13 protein-coding genes and 2 tRNA genes are annotated in these 18,333 nt (G+C 49.0%); 8 read left to right on the top strand and 7 right to left on the bottom strand.

Annotation, left to right across the window (positions count from 1 at the left end; translation table 11 throughout):
- Positions 1 to 10: 10 nt before the first annotated feature.
- Positions 11 to 1,831: a glycoside hydrolase family 9 protein gene (locus CRN95_RS02400; RefSeq protein WP_159462259.1), complete on the bottom strand. Its 1,821-nt coding sequence runs from the start codon at positions 1,829 to 1,831 to the stop codon at positions 11 to 13.
- A gap of 226 nt (positions 1,832 to 2,057) precedes the next feature.
- Here CRN95_RS02400 and CRN95_RS02395 point away from each other — a divergent pair, with 226 nt between their 5' ends.
- Both CRN95_RS02395 and CRN95_RS02390 read left to right on the top strand, forming a co-directional pair.
- The gene (locus CRN95_RS02395; protein WP_097019998.1) at positions 2,058 to 4,154 is read left to right on the top strand and encodes a pectate lyase; all 2,097 of its coding nucleotides are present in this window, start codon (positions 2,058 to 2,060) and stop codon (positions 4,152 to 4,154) included.
- Between the two features lie 200 nt (positions 4,155 to 4,354).
- The gene (locus CRN95_RS02390) at positions 4,355 to 7,081 is read left to right on the top strand and encodes a cellulase family glycosylhydrolase (protein WP_235002826.1); all 2,727 of its coding nucleotides are present in this window, start codon (positions 4,355 to 4,357) and stop codon (positions 7,079 to 7,081) included.
- Positions 7,082 to 7,239: 158 nt separating this feature from the next.
- On the opposite strand, the gene tgt is transcribed toward CRN95_RS02390, so the two are convergent.
- Both tgt and CRN95_RS02380 read right to left on the bottom strand, forming a co-directional pair.
- Positions 7,240 to 8,379, bottom strand: a complete 1,140-nt coding sequence (tgt, locus tag CRN95_RS02385) for a tRNA guanosine(34) transglycosylase Tgt (RefSeq protein WP_014546993.1) — start codon at positions 8,377 to 8,379, stop codon at positions 7,240 to 7,242.
- Between the two features lie 84 nt (positions 8,380 to 8,463).
- Positions 8,464 to 8,547, bottom strand: a tRNA-Leu gene (locus tag CRN95_RS02380).
- A 276-nt stretch (positions 8,548 to 8,823) separates the two neighbouring features.
- Here CRN95_RS02380 and CRN95_RS02375 point away from each other — a divergent pair.
- The gene (locus tag CRN95_RS02375) at positions 8,824 to 10,782 is read left to right on the top strand and encodes a glycoside hydrolase family 5 protein (RefSeq protein ID WP_159462258.1); all 1,959 of its coding nucleotides are present in this window, start codon (positions 8,824 to 8,826) and stop codon (positions 10,780 to 10,782) included.
- A 126-nt stretch (positions 10,783 to 10,908) separates the two neighbouring features.
- On the opposite strand, the gene CRN95_RS02370 is transcribed toward CRN95_RS02375, so the two are convergent.
- The 3 genes from CRN95_RS02370 to CRN95_RS02360 form a co-directional block, all read right to left on the bottom strand.
- Positions 10,909 to 10,992 (bottom strand) — tRNA-Leu (locus CRN95_RS02370).
- Positions 10,993 to 11,076: 84 nt separating this feature from the next.
- Positions 11,077 to 12,045, bottom strand: a complete 969-nt coding sequence (locus CRN95_RS02365; protein ID WP_097019995.1) for a DUF3300 domain-containing protein — start codon at positions 12,043 to 12,045, stop codon at positions 11,077 to 11,079.
- A 93-nt stretch (positions 12,046 to 12,138) separates the two neighbouring features.
- Entirely contained in the window at positions 12,139 to 13,260 is a 1,122-nt protein-coding gene (locus CRN95_RS02360) for a DUF5683 domain-containing protein (RefSeq protein ID WP_145993954.1), read from the bottom strand.
- A 158-nt stretch (positions 13,261 to 13,418) separates the two neighbouring features.
- On the opposite strand from CRN95_RS02360, the gene CRN95_RS02355 reads away from it, so the two are divergent.
- The 3 genes from CRN95_RS02355 (at position 13,419) to CRN95_RS14615 (ending at position 15,984) form a co-directional block, all read left to right on the top strand.
- Positions 13,419 to 13,952, top strand: coding sequence for a CinA family protein (locus CRN95_RS02355; protein ID WP_088631430.1), 534 nt, complete (start codon positions 13,419 to 13,421; stop codon positions 13,950 to 13,952).
- Positions 13,953 to 13,992: 40 nt separating this feature from the next.
- Positions 13,993 to 15,093 (top strand): recombinase RecA, encoded by a 1,101-nt coding sequence (gene recA, locus CRN95_RS02350; RefSeq protein WP_088631431.1) that lies wholly within the window; start codon positions 13,993 to 13,995, stop codon positions 15,091 to 15,093.
- Between the two features lie 162 nt (positions 15,094 to 15,255).
- Positions 15,256 to 15,984, top strand: coding sequence for a hypothetical protein (locus CRN95_RS14615; protein ID WP_088631432.1), 729 nt, complete (start codon positions 15,256 to 15,258; stop codon positions 15,982 to 15,984).
- Here the strand turns inward: CRN95_RS14615 and CRN95_RS02340 are convergent.
- Positions 15,904 to 16,887, bottom strand: coding sequence for a hypothetical protein (locus tag CRN95_RS02340; RefSeq protein WP_088631433.1), 984 nt, complete (start codon positions 16,885 to 16,887; stop codon positions 15,904 to 15,906). The two genes, CRN95_RS14615 and CRN95_RS02340, sit on opposite strands and share 81 nt — an antisense overlap.
- An 80-nt stretch (positions 16,888 to 16,967) precedes the next feature.
- On the opposite strand from CRN95_RS02340, the gene CRN95_RS02335 reads away from it, so the two are divergent.
- Together CRN95_RS02335 and tpiA are read left to right on the top strand one after the other, a co-directional pair.
- Positions 16,968 to 17,411, top strand: a complete 444-nt coding sequence (locus CRN95_RS02335) for a hypothetical protein (RefSeq protein WP_088631434.1) — start codon at positions 16,968 to 16,970, stop codon at positions 17,409 to 17,411.
- 153 nt (positions 17,412 to 17,564) lie between these two features.
- Positions 17,565 to 18,326, top strand: a complete 762-nt coding sequence (gene tpiA, locus CRN95_RS02330; protein ID WP_088631435.1) for a triose-phosphate isomerase — start codon at positions 17,565 to 17,567, stop codon at positions 18,324 to 18,326.
- Positions 18,327 to 18,333 lie beyond the last annotated feature (7 nt).

The following is an 18,333-nucleotide window of genomic DNA, read 5'->3' as shown; positions in this document are numbered from 1 at the left end:
ACATTTTCTACTAGTAATTATTCACCTTGAATGTCTTGGTGGCGCTCTTGGAGCTAACCTTGATAATCTGCATGCCCTTATTCTTGAGGCTTACATTCAGGCTTGCACCCTTGCTTGTGAATTCCTGTTCAAGTTTGCCGTTGAGGCCGAATACCTGAACCTTGAACGGAGCGGAATTTGCACTATTAACTGTGATCGAAGAGGAGCCTTGGACGATGCTGAAGGTGTTTGTATTCAAAACGCGTCCAGCAATGATGCCTTCTTGTTTCTTTTTCTCTTCTTCTTCCTTGCGCTTCTTTTCTTCTTCCTCTTCTCTCTTCTTCTTGTCTTCTTCAGATTCAACGTCGCTTCCGACGGATTCGACTGGAGCCTTCTTGCTTAAGATGTAGCCGAGAGCGCCAACGAGCGGAGCGTTCATGTCAACGCACACTTCGTTCACTTGCCAGTCGGCGGTTGAGCCGTTGTGGTTGCTGTTGTTAAAGTCGCCTGCAATCATGCCACCCAGAAGCTTGTTCTTTTCAGGAGGATTGCCTGCTCCGTTGACGTCACGACCTGCGTCTTCGTTGCCGTAGTAACCACGATGGTGCGGTCTTGTCGGAGCTTTTGCTCCATTGCGGTCAAAGCCTACCACGTAAGACTTCTTGTAGCTGTTGTCACCGAGAAGGAATGCGATATTCTTTTCGATGGCTTCATCGTATGAATTGTCCTTGAAATATTTTGCATAAAGAGCGTAAAGGAATGCGCCGCCCGACGGAGTACGGACATGGAAATGTTCCTTGGATGATGTTTCCTTGTTGTAAATTCCGTTTTTGTCGGCCTGATCCATGTACATTCTGTCGAGGTAGCCTACAGACCCAGAAAAGTCGCCCTGCGGATGGAAATTGAAAACGTATTCACCCATGATGTTTGAGAGCGGACTTGCATCAGAATAGCTAAAGCGAGAATAGCTGTTTTTGTCAAAGTCAATGTCGTCGTAATATTTTTTAGCGTCGCTCTTGTAGGATTCGTCCTTAGTCGTGCGGTAGAGTTCCGTTGCGGCGAGGAACGGACCATCTTGCCAAACGCCTCCCCACCAACCACTGTCGTAGAAACCTTCAGAGTGTGTGACTCCCTTGTGCTTTTTAGCGTAGGCGAACGCGGTCTTAGCTGCCTTCAGGTATTTTTCGCGAGCGCTTTCGTCTGGTTCGACGCGGGCCATCACAGCAAGCATTGCTGCGGCCATACCCGGAGTGTAAGCGTCGTTTGCATTACCTGTAATGGAGCGCGGTTCGCCACCGTCACCTGTGCCGAGCTTGCTCATGGCTCCAGCTGTAACCCACTTCATGTGGTCCTGGTTGCCGTTGCCCTTCACGGTCACGAAGTTGTTTTCGTCAATGGCGGCTTTGACCCAGAAATCGGCTTCGTAGCGGAGTTCTTCGAGGAGGTCGCGCACGTCGTTTGGCTTGCCGCCCTTGCGGGAGTAATCCTTGCTTGCCTTGTAGTCGGTATAATCCCCGGTGTAGAGGTCGTAAAAACCCTTTGTGAATTCGGCATATGCAAGAGCCAAAACGTAAGAGGCGTAGCCCTGAGACTGACCGTACATCACGTGGTCGCCGCAGTCGAACCAACCACCGCTCACGTCTTTGCCGTTGTAGCTATCCTTTGTAAAGCTGGTCGGATTATTCGTGCCGTCCAAGATCCAGTTCGGGCCCTGGCCAGAACGCTGGGCGCCAAAGAATCGTGTGGTCATCCAAGCCGCTTCGATAAAATCGTCTGTGCTTAAAGCGGCGAAGCTATTGGTGAATGCAAATCCGCAAATGGCAAGGCTTGCCAAAAAAGTCTTTTTCAACATTGTCATCCTCTAAGGTTTCCCATCCACACTCTAGCGTCCACAATATAAAATTTTATCGAAATTTTTCACGCAAAATAAAATTCACCTTTGGAAAATACGTCAAAAAGCGCCTTTTATGTAATTTTTTCAGTGCAATGAAAAAATATGTTGCGAAAAATTGACAATCACTGTATATTAGTTACTGGTGTGGGGCTAATTTTAGCCCGTTTTTGTGGTGGGATGTTTTATGAAACACGTCGTTTCTGTTTTTGCGTGTGCAGGCCTTTTTGTTATGGCCAACGCACAAGTTTCTCTTCAGACAGCCTCTGGTGCTTTAGAATCGGCCTATGCCGAATGGGCATCTGATGGTTCCGATAGCTACAACGTCTATTATTCGGGCGCTGGTGCTAGTGACGTCAAGGTGGATGCTCCGCTCATCCGCAAATACGGTTCCAAGTACCGTGTCGATGTGGTTGGCCTCAAGGCGGGTAACTACACGCTTAAGGTCGCATCTGTAAAAGGCGGCAAGGAAACTGCATCGACGACATCCAAGTCTTTGACGGTCAAAGCGCATGACCGAGCCGGTTTTGCGTTTAGCAACGGACATGTTCCGGGCGCCTACAAGACTGATGGTACGCTCAAGGATGGCGCGGTTGTTCTTTACGTCTCGGAATCGACAAAGAACACGGTCAAGCTGGATGTCGTCACGAGCAACAAGGGCGCCGTTACGGAAAGTGTGGGCCTCCAAAATATCTTAACTTCGTTCAAGAAGGGCTATGATAAGCGCCCGCTGGTGATTCGTCTCCTGGGAAATGTGACGGACCCCGAAGTGACCGACAAGGGCGACATCACCATCGATATGGGCAAAAAAGAGGGCCTTTCGATGACTGTTGAAGGCATCGGTAATGATGCGACTGCAAATGGCTGGGGTTTCCGCGTCAAAGGAACCCAGAATTTGGAAATCCGAAACATCGGCATCATGAATGTTGATTCCGACGAAGGCGACAACATCACGCTCCAGCAGGATAACCAGTATATCTGGGTCCACAACAATGACTTTTTCTACGGCCATGCGGGTAGCGACAAGGACCAGGTCAAGGGCGATGGCGCCTTGGATTGCAAGCTATCGACTTATGTGACTTTTAGCTACAACCATTTCTGGGATAATGGCAAGTCAAATTTGCTCGGCCTTAAGGAAGGTGCCGATGGGGGCTATTACATCACGTATCACCATAACTGGTACGATCATTCCGATAGCCGTCATCCGCGTGTGCGTTACTACAGCGCCCACGTATACAACAACTATTACGATGGCAATGCCAAGTACGGCGCAGGCTCTACGCTGGGCTCTTCCGTGTTCATGGAAGCAAACTATTTCCGCAATTGCAAATATCCGATGATGACCTCGTTGCAGGGTACCGACGTCTATGCGAGCGGCACTAAGCGCGATCCGACGAACAACGGTACGTTCAGCAAGGAAGCGGGCGGTACAATCAAGGCTTACAACAACCACATGGAAGGCTCTTATACGTTCATTCCGTATGGAGCAAGCAAATACATTTTGAAGGGTAAAGAAACTGCAATTGGCGATATTGATTCTAAGGTCGATTTCGATGCCTACGTGGTGACCTCGCGCAATGATCAGGTGCCATCTAGCGTAAAGTCCTATTCGGGCGAAAATACCTATAATAATTTTGATACGGACAAGTCTATCATGTACAGCTACACGGCCGATTCTCCGGAACAGGCTGTGGCTAATGTGCTTGCCTATGCAGGCCGTTTGCAGGGTGGCGATTTCAAGTGGACCTTTGACAATTCTGTCGATGACGCTTCTTCTGATGTGAACCAGAAACTCAAAGACGCTCTTATGGCTTATAAGGGAAGTAACGGCGAAGTGATGGAATATCCATCCTCTAGCAGTATCGCCCAGAGCTCATCCTCTTCCAGTATCGCCCAGAGCTCTTCTTCTTCCAGTGTCAACCAGAGCTCTTCTTCTTCCAACGTCATTCTGAGCTCATCGAGCGAAGAATCCAGTGACAGTTCTAGCAGCGAAAAGGTTGAATCCTCGAGCTCTTCGGAAGGGACTATCGGTCTCGCAAATGTGATGCCTACGGTGTCTCGCGAAGTATTCTATGACGCTCGATCTGCAAGCCTTGTCATTGGAACTTCCGACGTTACTCGTCTGGATGTTGTCGGTATCGATGGCCGCAGAGTCCAAATTGCAGGCCTCAAGAGTGTAGGCGACGCCCGAGTTGTTGACATGAGCTCGCTCCGTGCAGGCGTCTACATTGTACGCTTCAGGACACCTCTTGGCTTGCGGACAATGAAATTCGTGAAAAACTAAGTTTTACACGGTCTCCCCGGCCTGTCATGCCCGCCTCTGTGCGGGCATCTTCCATTTTGGTAAACATTTTTAATCAAAATGCCGTTTTTTGATCGTTTTCGAATGTTTCCAAATTAATTACAACTATAGTAACCCCATATTATATATCTTTCGCTTGGGATTTGTGATTGCGGAGATTGGGTGAACCCAAAAGGATGTTTATGAAAAAAGTCTTCGCATTTCTGATGTGCGCTGCCGTAACGTCTGCTATGGCAGTTAGTGCTAGCCGTGTTGGCCCCGTAAGCACGTACGGTGAACTTAAGGCTAATGGTGGCAAGCTTTCTGGTTCTTGCCCGGAATACTCTCAAAAGGCTGTTCAGGTCAAGGGTATGAGCCTCTTCTGGAGCTCGGGCAACACCTATTCTACCGACTTCTACTCTGAAAAGGGCATCAACCGCTTGGTTGACGACATGGGTATCGAAGTTGTGCGTTTTGCTCTCGGTGCCGCTGACGAAAAGTTCAACAGCTCGGGCCGTTCTTACACGACGGGTGGCGAAGGCTTCCAGAAGGCTTTGCTCAAGTCTGTGGTGAATGCAGCTATTGACAAAGACATTTACGTGATTATCGACTGGCACATCGAAAGCTCTGACGGTTTTACGTCTGACGCTGTCAAGTTCTTTGAATACGCAGCTCAGGAATATGGCCAGTATAACAACGTGATTTTCGAAATTTGGAACGAACCGACCGGAAGCATGGAAGCCGTGAAGCAGCATGCCGATCAGGTTATTCCGGTAATTCGTAAGTATTCTGATAACCTCATCCTCGTGGGTAGCCCGGGATGGTCTAGCCAGCCGGATAACTGCGCTAACGCAGGTATCAACGACAAGAACTATGGTTGCACGCTCCACTTCTACGCAGCAACGCACAGAATGGGCGATGGCGGCTATAACAAGGCTGCCGAATCTGCAATGGGCAAGGGCGTTCCCGTGTTCGCTACCGAATGGGGTACCGTCAATGCTAACGGTGATGGCCAGCCGGATGAAGGCTCCAGTAACCAGTGGGTAGAATGGATGGCTCAGAAGGGCGTGTCCTGGACGAACTGGAACGCATCTGCCATGAACGAAACTTCTGCTGCATTTGCTAACGCCGTGTTCGAAAACGGTTTCACTTACACCAACTCTGGTAAGTATGTGAAGGGCAAGCTCGGTGGTGCAACTTATAAGGATTGCGGCCTCCAGAATGGTTCTGCTTCTGAAGAAAGTGGCTTCTCTGCTGGCGTTGCCAATGGCGCTTCTACTTCCATTCTCGATGACATGGAAGATGGCGACCGTTACGGTTACCTCGGTGGTGCATGGGCTGCTGTTGAAGACCAGGAAAATGGTGGCGCAAGCTCTATTTCTAACGAAAAGATCGAAGATGACTTTGGCAACACGACCTATAAGGTTGTCTACCCGGTTAGCGGCGACACCAAGAATACGTCTAAGTATGTAGCTGCCCTTAAGGATGTTAAGATCGGTAAGGGTTCCCTTACTTACGGTCCGTACATCAAGATGTTCCTCACGCTTTTGAAGGAACCGGCTAAGGATTCTCCGAAGGCTTATGCAGACTTCTCCAAGTGCAAGACCATCAAGTACAAGTACAAGGGTGCAAGCCACAACTTCGCTATCGAAACGACCGACGTTACTGACTACAACTATCATCGCGTGAACAAGGACGCTTCTGAAGGTTGGAAGGAAGTCGAAATTACGACGGACATGTTGAAGCAGGAAACTTGGGGTGATGATTCTCGCTCTAAGCCGATCAAGATGGAAAACGCAACTCGTCTTTCTTGGGAAATCAAGGGCCTCGAAAAGGTTCCGGACGATATGAACCAGCCCAAGTATCCGTACCTCTATGTGGATGACGTGAAGTGCGACGGTCTTTCCTTCACTGCTGTTAGCGGTGGTGCTAGCGAAACTCCGAAGTCCTCTTCTAGTGCTGCAGTGGGTCAGAGCTCTTCTTCTGTTGTTGCTGGTTCTTCTAGCAGCGCAAAGGCAGTCTCTTCTTCTAGTGCAATCGTTCCGGGTTCTTCTGCTACGGTTACCTACAAGACTGTTGTCGATATCGACGACGTTGAAGATCTTGATGAAGTTCTCAAGACAAAGGGTACCTGGTATGCTTACACGGATAAGGAACCGGGTGGAAAGTCCACTATTTCTAACGTCTATGACCAGAAGCTTGGTGGCTATGTGGTTGCCTTCCCGGGTACTGAAGATCCGACGAATGGCACGAAGGGCTTTGTTGGCTTGAAGGATGTCAATTGGGATCAGGGAACCTATACCGAAGCTCCGTTTGTGGCACTCGGCCTCAATACGAATGCCGATACCTCCAAGGGTATTGACTTGAGCAAGTGCGGTGCTATCAGCTACCGTTACAAGGGCTCCGCTCATACCTTCAAGGTTCAGGATGGCTCTGTGACGGACTATGCTTACCACGAATATGTGTTGGATGATTCCCAGGTTTGGAAGACCATGGTCATCAGTCTCGATGACATTGCTCAGCCGAACTGGACCAATGACCCGAAGGACCTTAACTGGGCTGCTATCAAGAAGATGGCCTGGGAAGTGGTTGGCTACAAGGGCATTGTTTACCAGCCGACGATCAACTACCTCTATGTTGATGATCTCAAGTGCGTCGAAAATCCGAAGGTCGGCATCAAGACTGTCGCTCGCGTAGCTAGCGGCATCAAGGTTGGCTTCAAGGGTGACATGCTCAATGTGAACTTCGCAAAGGCCGGTACAGCACGTATCCAGGTATTCGACATGATGGGTCACGTTGTTGAAAGCCGCATTGCTAGCGTTTCTGCCGGTGCAAACCAGTTCTCTCTCAAGAACGTTGCTAACGGCAACTACGTTGTGCGTGTGATGATGAACGGTGCAGCAAAGACTGCTCGTATCTCCATCAAGTAAAGACTGACGCGCTCCCTCGCGGAGCGCTTAAGTAACCATCAAAAACGCCCCGGACATTTAGTCCGGGGCGTTTTTTTGTTTCGTCATCCTGACGCCGAAGGCGGAAGGGCACAGGCTGTCACCCCGGATTTATTCCGGGGTCGCCTTTTTAACACCTTTTATTCAAGGTTTCTCTGAAGAACTTCGCACTTCGCTTTTGCCCATTCCTCGAATGTATCGTCGGCGAGGTGGTCCTTTGCCTCTTGCATGAGGTGCAGGTAGAAGTGCAGATTGTGAATGCTGGCGAGCGTGTAGCCGAGAGATTCGCCGGCGTGGTGCAGGTGGCGCAAGTAGGCTCGGCTAAAGTTGCGGCAGCAGTAACAGTCGCAATTCGGGTCGACCGGCTTGTCGTATTCTTCGGCGTGGCGGGCAGCCTTGTAGCGGAGCACGCCTTCGCTTGTAAAGAGCATGCCGTTACGGGCGTTACGCGTGGGCATCACGCAGTCGAACATGTCGACACCGCGACCGATCAATTCCAGCAGATTCCACGGCGTTCCGACGCCCATCACATAGCGCGGGTGGTCTGTCGGCAGGTAGTCCGTGCAGAAGTCGGCGATTTCGTACATCGTTTCGGTCGGTTCACCGACCGAAAGTCCGCCCATGGCGTAGCCATCGGGGCCGAGTTCTGCGATGCGTTCAATGGCCTGCTTGCGCAAATGCGTGTGCATTCCGCCCTGGATAATGCCAAAGAACTGCTGATCGTAGCCGTGAATAGGCGGATGTTCCTTGAGCCATTCCATCGCTTCGGCGGTCCAGCGGAGCGTGTAGTTTAAGCTGTGCTCCGCTTCCTTGACCGTGCTCGGGTACGGCGTGCATTCGTCGAGCGCCATAATGATGTCCGCGCCGATTTCGCGCTGGGCGTTCATCACGCTTGCCGGGCTAAAAAAGTGCTTGGAACCGTCCAGAATGCTTCTGAATTCAACGCCTTCGGGCTTGATTTTGCGAAGTTCCTTCAAACTCCACACCTGGAATCCACCGCTGTCCGTGAGCACCGGGCCGTTCCAGCTCATGAACTTATGGATGCCGCCCGCGGCCGCAATCTTCGGAGTTGTGGGGCGCAAGTACAGGTGGTACGTGTTGGCGAGGATAATCTGTGCCTTGATGTCTTCTTTGAGTTGTGCGGGCGTTACAGCCTTTACCGTCGCTTCGGTGCCCACCGGCATAAAAATCGGCGTTTGGATGTCGCCGTGGTCGGTATGCAAAACTCCCAGACGGGCCTTGGATTTCTTCGACGTCTTTTTCAGTTCAAAACGGTTCATGATTGCAAATGTAGAATTTTATGGGGTAGTGTGGAAGGGAGCCACAGCAAATAAAAAAGACTCGATTTTCATCGAGTCTTTTTCTGCGGTCGGACAGACTTGAACTGTCATGAGATTGCTCCCACTAGCACCTCAAGCTAGCGTGTCTACCAATTCCACCACGACCGCGTGGTCCTTAGCGGAACGAACACAAAGATAGTATAATTTTTTGATTTTGGAAACTCAAATTCAAAAATAATTGAATTTTTTTTCCGAGGGTGTCACCTCGGTCTTTTATTTTCGTCTTGCCCTGTCTTTGACAAAAATTAAAAGTGTCTTAAATCTTGATGGATAAATTGTCAATATGGTAAATTAAATAATTATAGCTAAAATTTTTCAAAAAAAGTATATTTGTTTTCGATATACGTGAATAAGCGTATTGATTGTATCAAAATGGAGTATCGGATGAATATAAGAAGTTTTCTTCTTCCCCTTTTTTTTCTAGGCGTATCCGCTTTTGCGGAACTTCCCACCGCCAAGGACCTTGCCGCCAAAATGGGCTTTGGCATCAATATCGGAAACACCATGGAGGCCATCTCCGGCAACACGGATACAGGTGTTATCACATCGGCCGGTCCTGAAGCGTGGGGTGGCAAGTACCCGAACAAGGAATTTATCACGGCCATCAAAAATGCTGGCTATTCCACAGTCCGCATTCCAGTTTCTTGGTATGCCCATGCCGACACTGTGAACAACGTTATTCACCAAAGTTGGATGGATTCCGTGAAAACGGTTGTGGATCTTTGCGTCAATGCTGGACTCTATACCATCATCAATATTCACTGGGATTTTGGCTGGCTCGAAAAGCATATCGATAAAGTGGATGCCGCCACCAAGGATCGCGTGAACGCCCGTCAGAAAGCCTTTTGGACGCAAATCGCGACAGCCTTTAAGGAATACGACGAGCATCTCCTTTTTGCAAGCGCGAACGAACCTGACGTAAACGATCAGGCGGGCGACGAAGCCCATCAGACTCTTCTTCTTTACCATCAGACATTTGTGGATGCCGTTCGCGAGACGGGCGGAAACAACGCTAGTCGTTCCTTGATTATCCAGGCGGCGAGTACATCCTTTGATCTCGCGTACAGCAAGATGGTGATGCCGACCGATAAAATTTCGGACCGCTTGATGGCTGAAGTCCATTTCTATCCTTACACTTTTACTTTGATGGATGGGGATGCTGATTGGGGCAAGGCGAGCTACTATTGGGGTGACTACCTTTCCACGACAGATCCGGAACGCAATGCTACGTGGTGCGGCAAGGAATTCGTAGATGAAAACTTCGACAAGATGAAGGAAAAGTTCACCTCCAAGGGTATCCCTGTGGTTATCGGTGAATTTGGGGCGATGAGCCGTTCTAATATTCTCTCCGGGGCCGATTTGGAACTGCACATCAAGGGGCGCGCCCAGTTCTACGGATATGTAGCGAAGGCCGCCAAAGATCGCGGAATGATTCCCATCACCTGGGAAACCGGTGGAACGGGACCGGGTACCATGACGACGATTTCTACGGCGGACTATACGGTCTTTGATTACCCAGTGATGAACGCCATTCGCACCGCTTATGGCCTTCCGGAGCTAACCAAGGGCGCCGAGACCAATAAAATGCTTGTGGCTACTTACGACTACTTTGCGACCGAGGCTGCCAAGGGGGACTCTTCTACGTACGGACAAATCAGTTTTGATGTCGTCAAGTCCGATATTACTCCATACACATCCATTTCCATTAAGGCGAACATTTCGGGGACAACGTCTAGCGATGGCAAGTACGGCTACACCGGATTCAATGTCGTTACGATGTCCTCCGATGAAAAGGCGGAATGGCAGTGGCGAGAATTCTCTATCCTGGGGGGCAAGGACCCAGTTTGGGGCAAATGGCATGAATATAAAGTTCCGCTATCCCAAAACATCGCGGATTCGGCAACGGCGCTTATCAGTTACAATCCCAAGAAGATTGTCTTCATTGGTATTCAGTCTTACCTGCAGTATTTCAAGGGCTCTGTCGCCATAGACTATATTGCGTTCAACAAGGCAGACGGTACTGCGGATACCCTTTATTCCTTTAATTCCGGCCTTGCCAATAAAGATGGGGCGGTGACCAAGCTGGAACTCTTGCCTTATAGTGAAACGCCTTCGGGCTTGATTCCTGCTCGCAGGGCTAATTTCTCCCGTGGATTCGTCATCCGGGATGAAGGTTTCGGCAATTTCACGGTGGTCTCCGATCGGAATTGCGTGCGCAAGTTTGTCGTGACTGACGCGCTTGGCAAGGTTCTTACTTCAAAGACGGTGCGTTTGTCTAAAGGCGAAAATAGAATTCGCTTAGGCGAAGGCGCTTTCGAGAAGGGTTTTGTTGTCGTTAAGTAATCGGCATTTCGTAAATCATACCAAGGAACCTCGGGAAATTATCGGGGTTCCTTTTTTATAGAGTGGATTTTATGCTCGATTCCATGCGAGAAATAAAAAAGACTCGATTTTCATCGAGTCTTTTTCTGCGGTCGGACAGACTTGAACTGTCATGAGATTGCTCCCACTAGCACCTCAAGCTAGCGTGTCTACCAATTCCACCACGACCGCGTGGTCCTTAGCGGAACGGCACAAATTTAGTTTAAATGTTTATTCTTGTAAAGGGGTGTTTGTGATTTTTTTTGAAAATATCTTTTACCTTCTTCGACGAGATGGCGGAGGAGGTGCATTGTGTGAATTATGGTGACGTTCAGCCCTATGTGTTTTTTTGTCCTCATCGTCAGAATATTGGGGTGGCGGTGGCGGAGCTGGGCGCTTGTAATTTGGCTGCTGCGGCGGTGGCGGCGCTGGTTTTCTCAAATTGTTGGATTGCGGTTGAGGGGCTGGCGGCCGGCGATCCCACGTTGTATTAGAACGAGGTGGTGGAGGGGGAGGCGTGTTTTTGTAACGTATATAATGCGTACGTTTTGGATGGTGACGCGGAGGTGGCGGTGCGTAACGATGTGGATGGCGGTAGTGCGGCCTACGGTGAACCCAATCATAGACAAATGGGTCCCATCCCCAATAGACAAGACCTGCCCCGGTCCATGTCCCATTTATATAACGGATGCGAACATTGTTATCTGAAACAACGTAATAAATTACACGAGGATCGTATTCAGGGACGTATACGTATTCTTCTTGTATTGGCTGGATTGTTATGTTGTCATCAACTTTAATTTCGATTTTGTCATCGCTTTGCAAGTAGCCGTTTTGGTGGGCGACCTTGCGCATTCTCTGTACGGCGTCCATGACATCGGCTTTCTGCATGTCGATGGCTTCGCCTAGCTGGTGTGCCCATGTGGCGTATTTTGCAAGCTTGTAGAGTACGTCGGGGAATGGAATCAGCGCTATCACGGATTCGTCGTAATCGAGTTCTGCTTTTTCGATCGATTTGGCTAAGTCATCGCCTTTCTGGTTGCGGTGTGCCTTGGCGAATGCGTATGCACTCGGAAGATCGTCCCCATGCGTTGTGGCGTTCAGAACATGAACGAGCAAGGGGTCTGGGTAAAGGGCGATGGTTGAGACTAGGGTGTCCAGTTCTGCCGGCGTGTAACGGGTCTGGGCATTTGCCATTAGCGGAAGCGCAAGCGTCATCGCGATAAGTAACAATAAACGCTTCATATTTCCTCCTTCTTTTAAGGGACTCTTTTTTAATCTACAAAAAAAACTGGACGATTAAACAAGAATTCTAGGATTGAATACTTGGCGATTGTGTTAGAAATCAAGTGAAAATACGGCTTGAGCGCCACCGTTAAAATTGGGGACTAGGGCCATGTGCATAGGACTGTCGAAATCGCTTAAAAGCGCGTCTACGGCGGCATCGGCTATAGCGTACAGGTAAATCAAGACTCCGCCCCAAATGTAGGTATTGCGGTTCTTTCTGTAGTAAGTCACGCGTTCGACTATGCGGTCGTATTCTTCTGATTTCGGATTTTCTTTTTCGACCAGGTGCTTACGATCAAGGTAATAGTTGATCGTGTTCTGTGATGTGGAAACGCTGGCCGCTGCACCAAGTATGCCCATATAAACTAAGCCTGCCTTGCCGAAATCACGGTTGAAAATTTGTCCGCCTCCAGGTAGTAAAGCCCAAAGAACGGCTGTTTTCATATCCCGATATTCTGTGCTTCGGTGGTTGTTGTTGTACCAAATGCCGAAGGTGTCGAACATTCCATAGAGATGTACACCGATAAGCCATGCGACTTCAGCTTTGCGGACGTCTTCCTGTTCCATTTTTTTGTCGCTCTGGGCTCTTACGCGTTCCAGAAATTCTTGTCGCTTGCTTTGGTATTCGGTGATGCTATCAAGCGGTGCGTTGTTTCGACGGGCTTCTAGGACCTTTGTTGTAAAGTAGAGCACAGAATCCTGGAAGGGACGGGCGCGATCCAAAAGTCTCTCTCGCTGGTACGATCTGTTGAAGAATACATCGTAAATAAGCAAGCCTTCAATGCCTGTTAAAAATCCGCCACGGACATAGTGTTCTGTATAATACTGGCCGCCACCCGGTAAAAGGCTGAACAACATGGCGTATTTGAGCGAATTGCGTTTTGTCGGAATGTCCCATTCGTTTACAGGGAGCGTGTCGATTGCGGGGATCCCGGTCTTGCCCTTTAAAAGCGGAGTGGAGGACATTTCAAAATCCACATCGGAAGGTGCTTCCGAAACGTCATCGTCGTCGGAATCGTCTTCGGCATCTGTTTCGGGTGCGCTGCTATTGGCACCGGCGGATACCGCGGTGTTCCCCTTTGCCGAGTCCGGGACTGCAACTGGAGTGGCCGTCTCTGCAAAAAGGGACGCGCATATCACCAAAATTGCCGTTATGGTGGATTTTAGAGTCATTTGCGGCGAATATAGAAAAAGAATTTGGATGTGGTACTGGAAGGTGAAGTTGCAATGGGTGGAATTTATTTAATTTTTTCGCGAAAAAAAAAGAAAAATTTCCAGTTTTTAAGAAAATGTCTGTTTTTGACATTTAATGTTTTTAACTTATAGGCGTAATGATGAACGAAATAATCAATATCGAACACGAAATTCACGAACTTGCCATGAAAATCAAGGAAGAGCTAATCAAGCGCGGTGAGATGATGGCGACGGCGGAATCCTGCACGGGCGGGCTTATCGCATCGAGCATCGTCAACGAAGCTGGTTCTTCTGCGATTTTGAAGGGTGGAATTGTCGCCTACCAGAACGAAGTCAAACATGACTTGCTGGGCGTTGACGAGGAAATTCTTGAAAAATACGGCGCTGTTAGCGAACAGACCGTAAAAGCCATGGCAGAAGGTGCCCGCCAAAAATTCAATTGCGAATGGGCGGTTGCTACGTCGGGAATTGCAGGGCCTACTGGTGCAGAACCGGGAAAACCTGTCGGAACGGTATGGATGTGTGTCGCCAGTAGTTTGCAAAATGAAGCCTTTTGCGAAATTTTTGCAGGAAACCGTGAACAAATCCGTAAAAAAAGCGTGTATAAGATTATGGGCAGGCTTCTTTTTTTGCTGAATAGCCAAAAAAGCACTTGCACAAAAGTTCACTAATTAGTATATTAACAAAAAAAGATAAAAAACGGAGTCCTATATGGCTAAGAAAACTACAACCCCTACTAGCAACCTTTCCAGCGAAAAAGCAAAAGCAGTCGAGGCGGCTATCGCCCAGATCGAAAAGAATTACGGTAAAGGTTCCATCATGGCCCTCGGTCAACAGCCGGTCGAAGATATCCCGGTCATTCCGACGGGTTGCATTCAGCTCGACATGGCACTTGGCGTAGGCGGTTTCCCTCGCGGACGTATCATTGAAATTTATGGACCGGAATCTTCCGGTAAGACAACGCTTGCTCTGCATGCTATTGCAGAAGCTCAGAAGCTTGGCGGCGTTGCAGCCTTCATCGACGCAGAACACGCTTTTGATGCGGTTTATGCTCGTAAGCTCGGTGTCGATATCGAATCGCTCCTCGTGTCCCAGCCGGATACCGGCGAGCAGGCTCTCGACATTGCCGAAACGCTCGTACGTTCTGGCGCTATCGACATCATTGTTGTGGACTCGGTGGCAGCCCTTGTGCCGCAGGCCGAAATCAACGGTGAAATGGGGGATAACCACGTGGGTCTTCAGGCTCGACTCATGTCCCAGGCTCTCCGCAAGCTTACCGGCATTCTCTCCAAGTCGAACACCTGCATGTTGTTCATCAACCAGCTCCGTATGAAGATTGGCGTGATGTTTGGCAACCCGGAAACGACCACCGGCGGTAATGCCTTGAAGTTCTATGCGACCCAGCGTATTGACATCCGCCGTATCGCCGCTATCAAGAACGGTGAAGAAGTTATCGGTAACCGTACTCGCGTGAAGATCGTGAAGAACAAGGTCGCTGCTCCGTTTACTCAGTGCGAATTCGACATTCTTTACGGTGTGGGTATTTCTCGTGAAGCCTCCATTCTCGACCTTGCCTGCGAACTGGACATCATTCAGAAGAGCGGTTCTTGGTTCAGCTACAACAACGAACGCATCGGTCAGGGCCGTGAAAATACTCGCCTTTTCTTGAAGGACAATACGGACCTCTGCAACGAAATTGAACAGAAAATTCGTGAAAGCATGAAGGATGTGGAGCTCTTCAAGCTCGGTGAAAACGATGCCGTCGATCTTGGTGAAGACGGTGATGAAGCAAGCATTCAAGAAGACGCTTAGTAACGATTTTTCTTCCTGAAAAAACATAAACCTCGGCCTTTCCTTTAGCCATTGGGAGGGGCTGGGGTTTTCTTTTGTATAAAAATTTATCTATATTCAAAATATATGATTCAAGACGTAAAATTAACAGTTGTTGCTGTCTGTATTTTGGCTTCGGCTCTAATGGCAAAAAGCAGCGTGCAAAAGGTATGTCCTCGACTCTTGACAAATTCTTCGATGATTATCAATGTCGAAGGAAAGTTTGTTAACGAAGAGAAAAATAAAACGAGGGTCTCCATTGAATGGAGGCATCATACCGACGATCTTGATACATTCTTTGTTAATTTGAACGATAGTCCGTCGTTTAGTTTCATTACCGCTGGCCGGTATCGCTATATGGAATTTGAAGGCGGTAAGGTCAAAAGGCAACTTGGCCTTCATCATCTGAAGGACAACATTGGAAAAACGCCACTAAAGCTAGACGATCTTGAACTTCTGGCGAACGGCTACTTCAAGTGTCCTGATTCTACGACGATGGAACCGAATGTTAATGTTCTTGCGACGGCAGCTTCGAATATGTGGTGGAGTGTCGTTGTCGATTCTCTCGAAAAGCCCGAAAAAGTTGTGATGCGTGGGGCTAAGAAACCGCGCTATTTCTCGATTGCGAATTGGAAATCCTATGCCAATGAATTGCTCCCGACCTTGGCTAGCGTTTCTAGCGAAGATTACAGCGGGAGCCTTTGGATCAAATCGGCTTATCCGATGCATTCTCTTGAAATCGAACCGCAACAAAAGCCGGTTCAGCCGAAAATCCTTTTGCCGGTTCCTAAGTTATTTGGAAAAATTGCTGTGGAAGGGGAACGAAAAGTACCCCTTATACTCAAGTTGAACCAGCAACTGCTGGGCGAATGAACCATTGTAGAAACGGCTCTTGTCGCGCCGCCACATGCCGGCCTTGACGATGAAGTTGCGAAGTCCGTCTTGCCAAGAAAAATGAGTTCCGAGAAGGACCATTCGATAGCTTAACGATTCCTTTTTGACACTGCCACCACTGCGTAAGAGCCCTGTTTTAAGGTACATGCCTTCGTAAAGGATTGCCCAAAAATTTGATACAGGGAAACGTCCAAAGCTTTGGAGTTCTACGATGTAGTCGCGGCTGAATACCGGGATATTGCGCTTATAATCGTAGCTTTTGCCTTCGAAATCCGTGCTGATATCAGTTAGCACGTAATGGGCTCCAAGACCGATAACGCCACCGTGTGGCAGGGTGTAGCTAAAGTCGATACTCATGTCGAATAGCTGGGCGTAGTCAAAATCGGAATTTGAGTTTCCGACATGGTCTAAGATGTAGTCTGAATTCCAGGTTTCGGCAATATGCCCTTTGCCTTTGACATCGGCGTTGACCATTTCCAAGTTTGACTTGAAGTAGAAGTAGCTTTCATAGACAAAGCCAAATTCGATTTGCGGATTCACTTTGAACGGTCTGAGCCCAAGCCCAGCGCGGAATCCTCCGTAAAACGGAGAGACTTCAATGGAGGCGTCCATCTTGAGGTATGCCGAGGCGAAACCAAGAGGACTCCCGTAATTCAGCGGGGATAAAGGTTCAAGCCAAGTATATCGCATGCCTACGTTGGCCTGCGGTACCCACTGCCCCCAGACAATCGGGGAATTCACCATTCCACCCCAAGACAAGTTCGGTCCGTAACGCAGGCCGACCAAGCTAGACTGGTCTACACCCACAGCAGCAAAGCAAAGGGAACCCCAAATCGCCACATTAAGTAAAATAATTTTAAACAAAGCGTTAATCTTATTCATTTCAGTGTAAAATCTAAAAATTATTTAGCTACTTGCGCAATAAATTCTTATTTTGTGGTCATCAAATACAAGGAGATCCAATGAAATTTTCCCATCTGTGCGCACTTTCCTTTGGTGCACTCATGCTCTTTGGATGTACGAATAGCAAGTATTCGTCGCCCGTGCTGATTGAACGCGGCGTCGGCCAGAACGAATACGAACGCGAGTACTTCATTTCCAAGGAAAGCATGGGCATCGACAAGCACTTGCAGAACACCTTCAAGCAGGGTTACATCGAAGAAGGCATGACGACCGACATGGTGAACCTCCTGTGGGGACCTCCCGATCACGAAACCGCTGACGGCATGGTCTGGGAATACTTCACTCGCGAAGGCAAGCTCATCACTCGTTTGTTCTGGAAGTACCCGGAACAGGCTCGTTTGAAGGGATACGAAGGCGAAAAGGTCCTCGACAAGATCGAAGGCGACCGCTATGGTGGATCTCCGGCTCCGAGCTCTGCACGCTCTAGCACGTACGATCACTAATCATTGCTTATAAACAACTGCTCCCCTTGGTTTAACCGCCGAGGGGCTTTTTTTATAAAAAAGGTGGCTCCGGAACACAGTCCGGGGTGACAGCAGTAAGAGGATTTTCTACATTTACGCGCGTTAAATTTTAAACCTCTCAAGGAGTTAATTATGCGTCAGTATATCATTGCTGGTAACTGGAAGATGAACAAGACCGTTAGCGAATCCGTTCAGCTCGCTAAGGATATCGTGGAAGCCGTCAAGGACGTGAAGAAGACCGAAGTCGTTATTGCTCCGACTTACCTCGCTGCTGCTAAGGTTGCAGACGTTATTAAGGGCACGAACGTGAAGCTCGCTATCCAGGACATCCACTGGAAGGACCAGGGCGCATACACGGGTAAGGTTTCCATTGACATGGTCAAGGAAATCGGTGCTGAATACGTGATCATCGGTCACTCTGAACAGCGTCAGTACTTCCACGAAACGGAAGAAACCGTGAACCTCAAGGTCAAGAAGACTCTCGAAGCTGGCCTCAAGCCGATCATCTGCATCGGTGAAACTCTCGACCAGCGCAACGGCGGCATCCTCAAGGAAGTTCTCGGCCTCCAGGTCAAGGGCGCTTTCAAGGACGTTTCTGCTGAAGACGCAGCAAAGTGCGTTCTCGCATACGAACCGGTTTGGGCAATCGGTACTGGCGTTACCGCTACCGACGAACAGGCTGAAGAAACTCAGGCTTATGTCCGCTCCGTTGTTAAGGAAATCTACGGCGAAGCTGTTGCAGAAGGCATGCGCATCCAGTACGGTGGCTCCATGAAGGGTGCAAACGCTGCTGGCCTCCTCGCTCAGAAGGATATCGACGGCGGTCTCATTGGTGGTGCAGGCCTCAAGGCTAACACCTTCAAGGAAATCATCGACGCCGCTGAAGCCAAGTAACTTTTAA

The sequence above is a fragment of the Fibrobacter sp. UWB16 genome, assembly GCF_900215325.1.
Taxonomy (GTDB): Bacteria; Fibrobacterota; Fibrobacteria; order Fibrobacterales; family Fibrobacteraceae; genus Fibrobacter.
The sequence above is the reverse complement of the archived record's forward strand: the minus strand, read 5'-3'. Positions and strand labels throughout refer to the sequence as shown.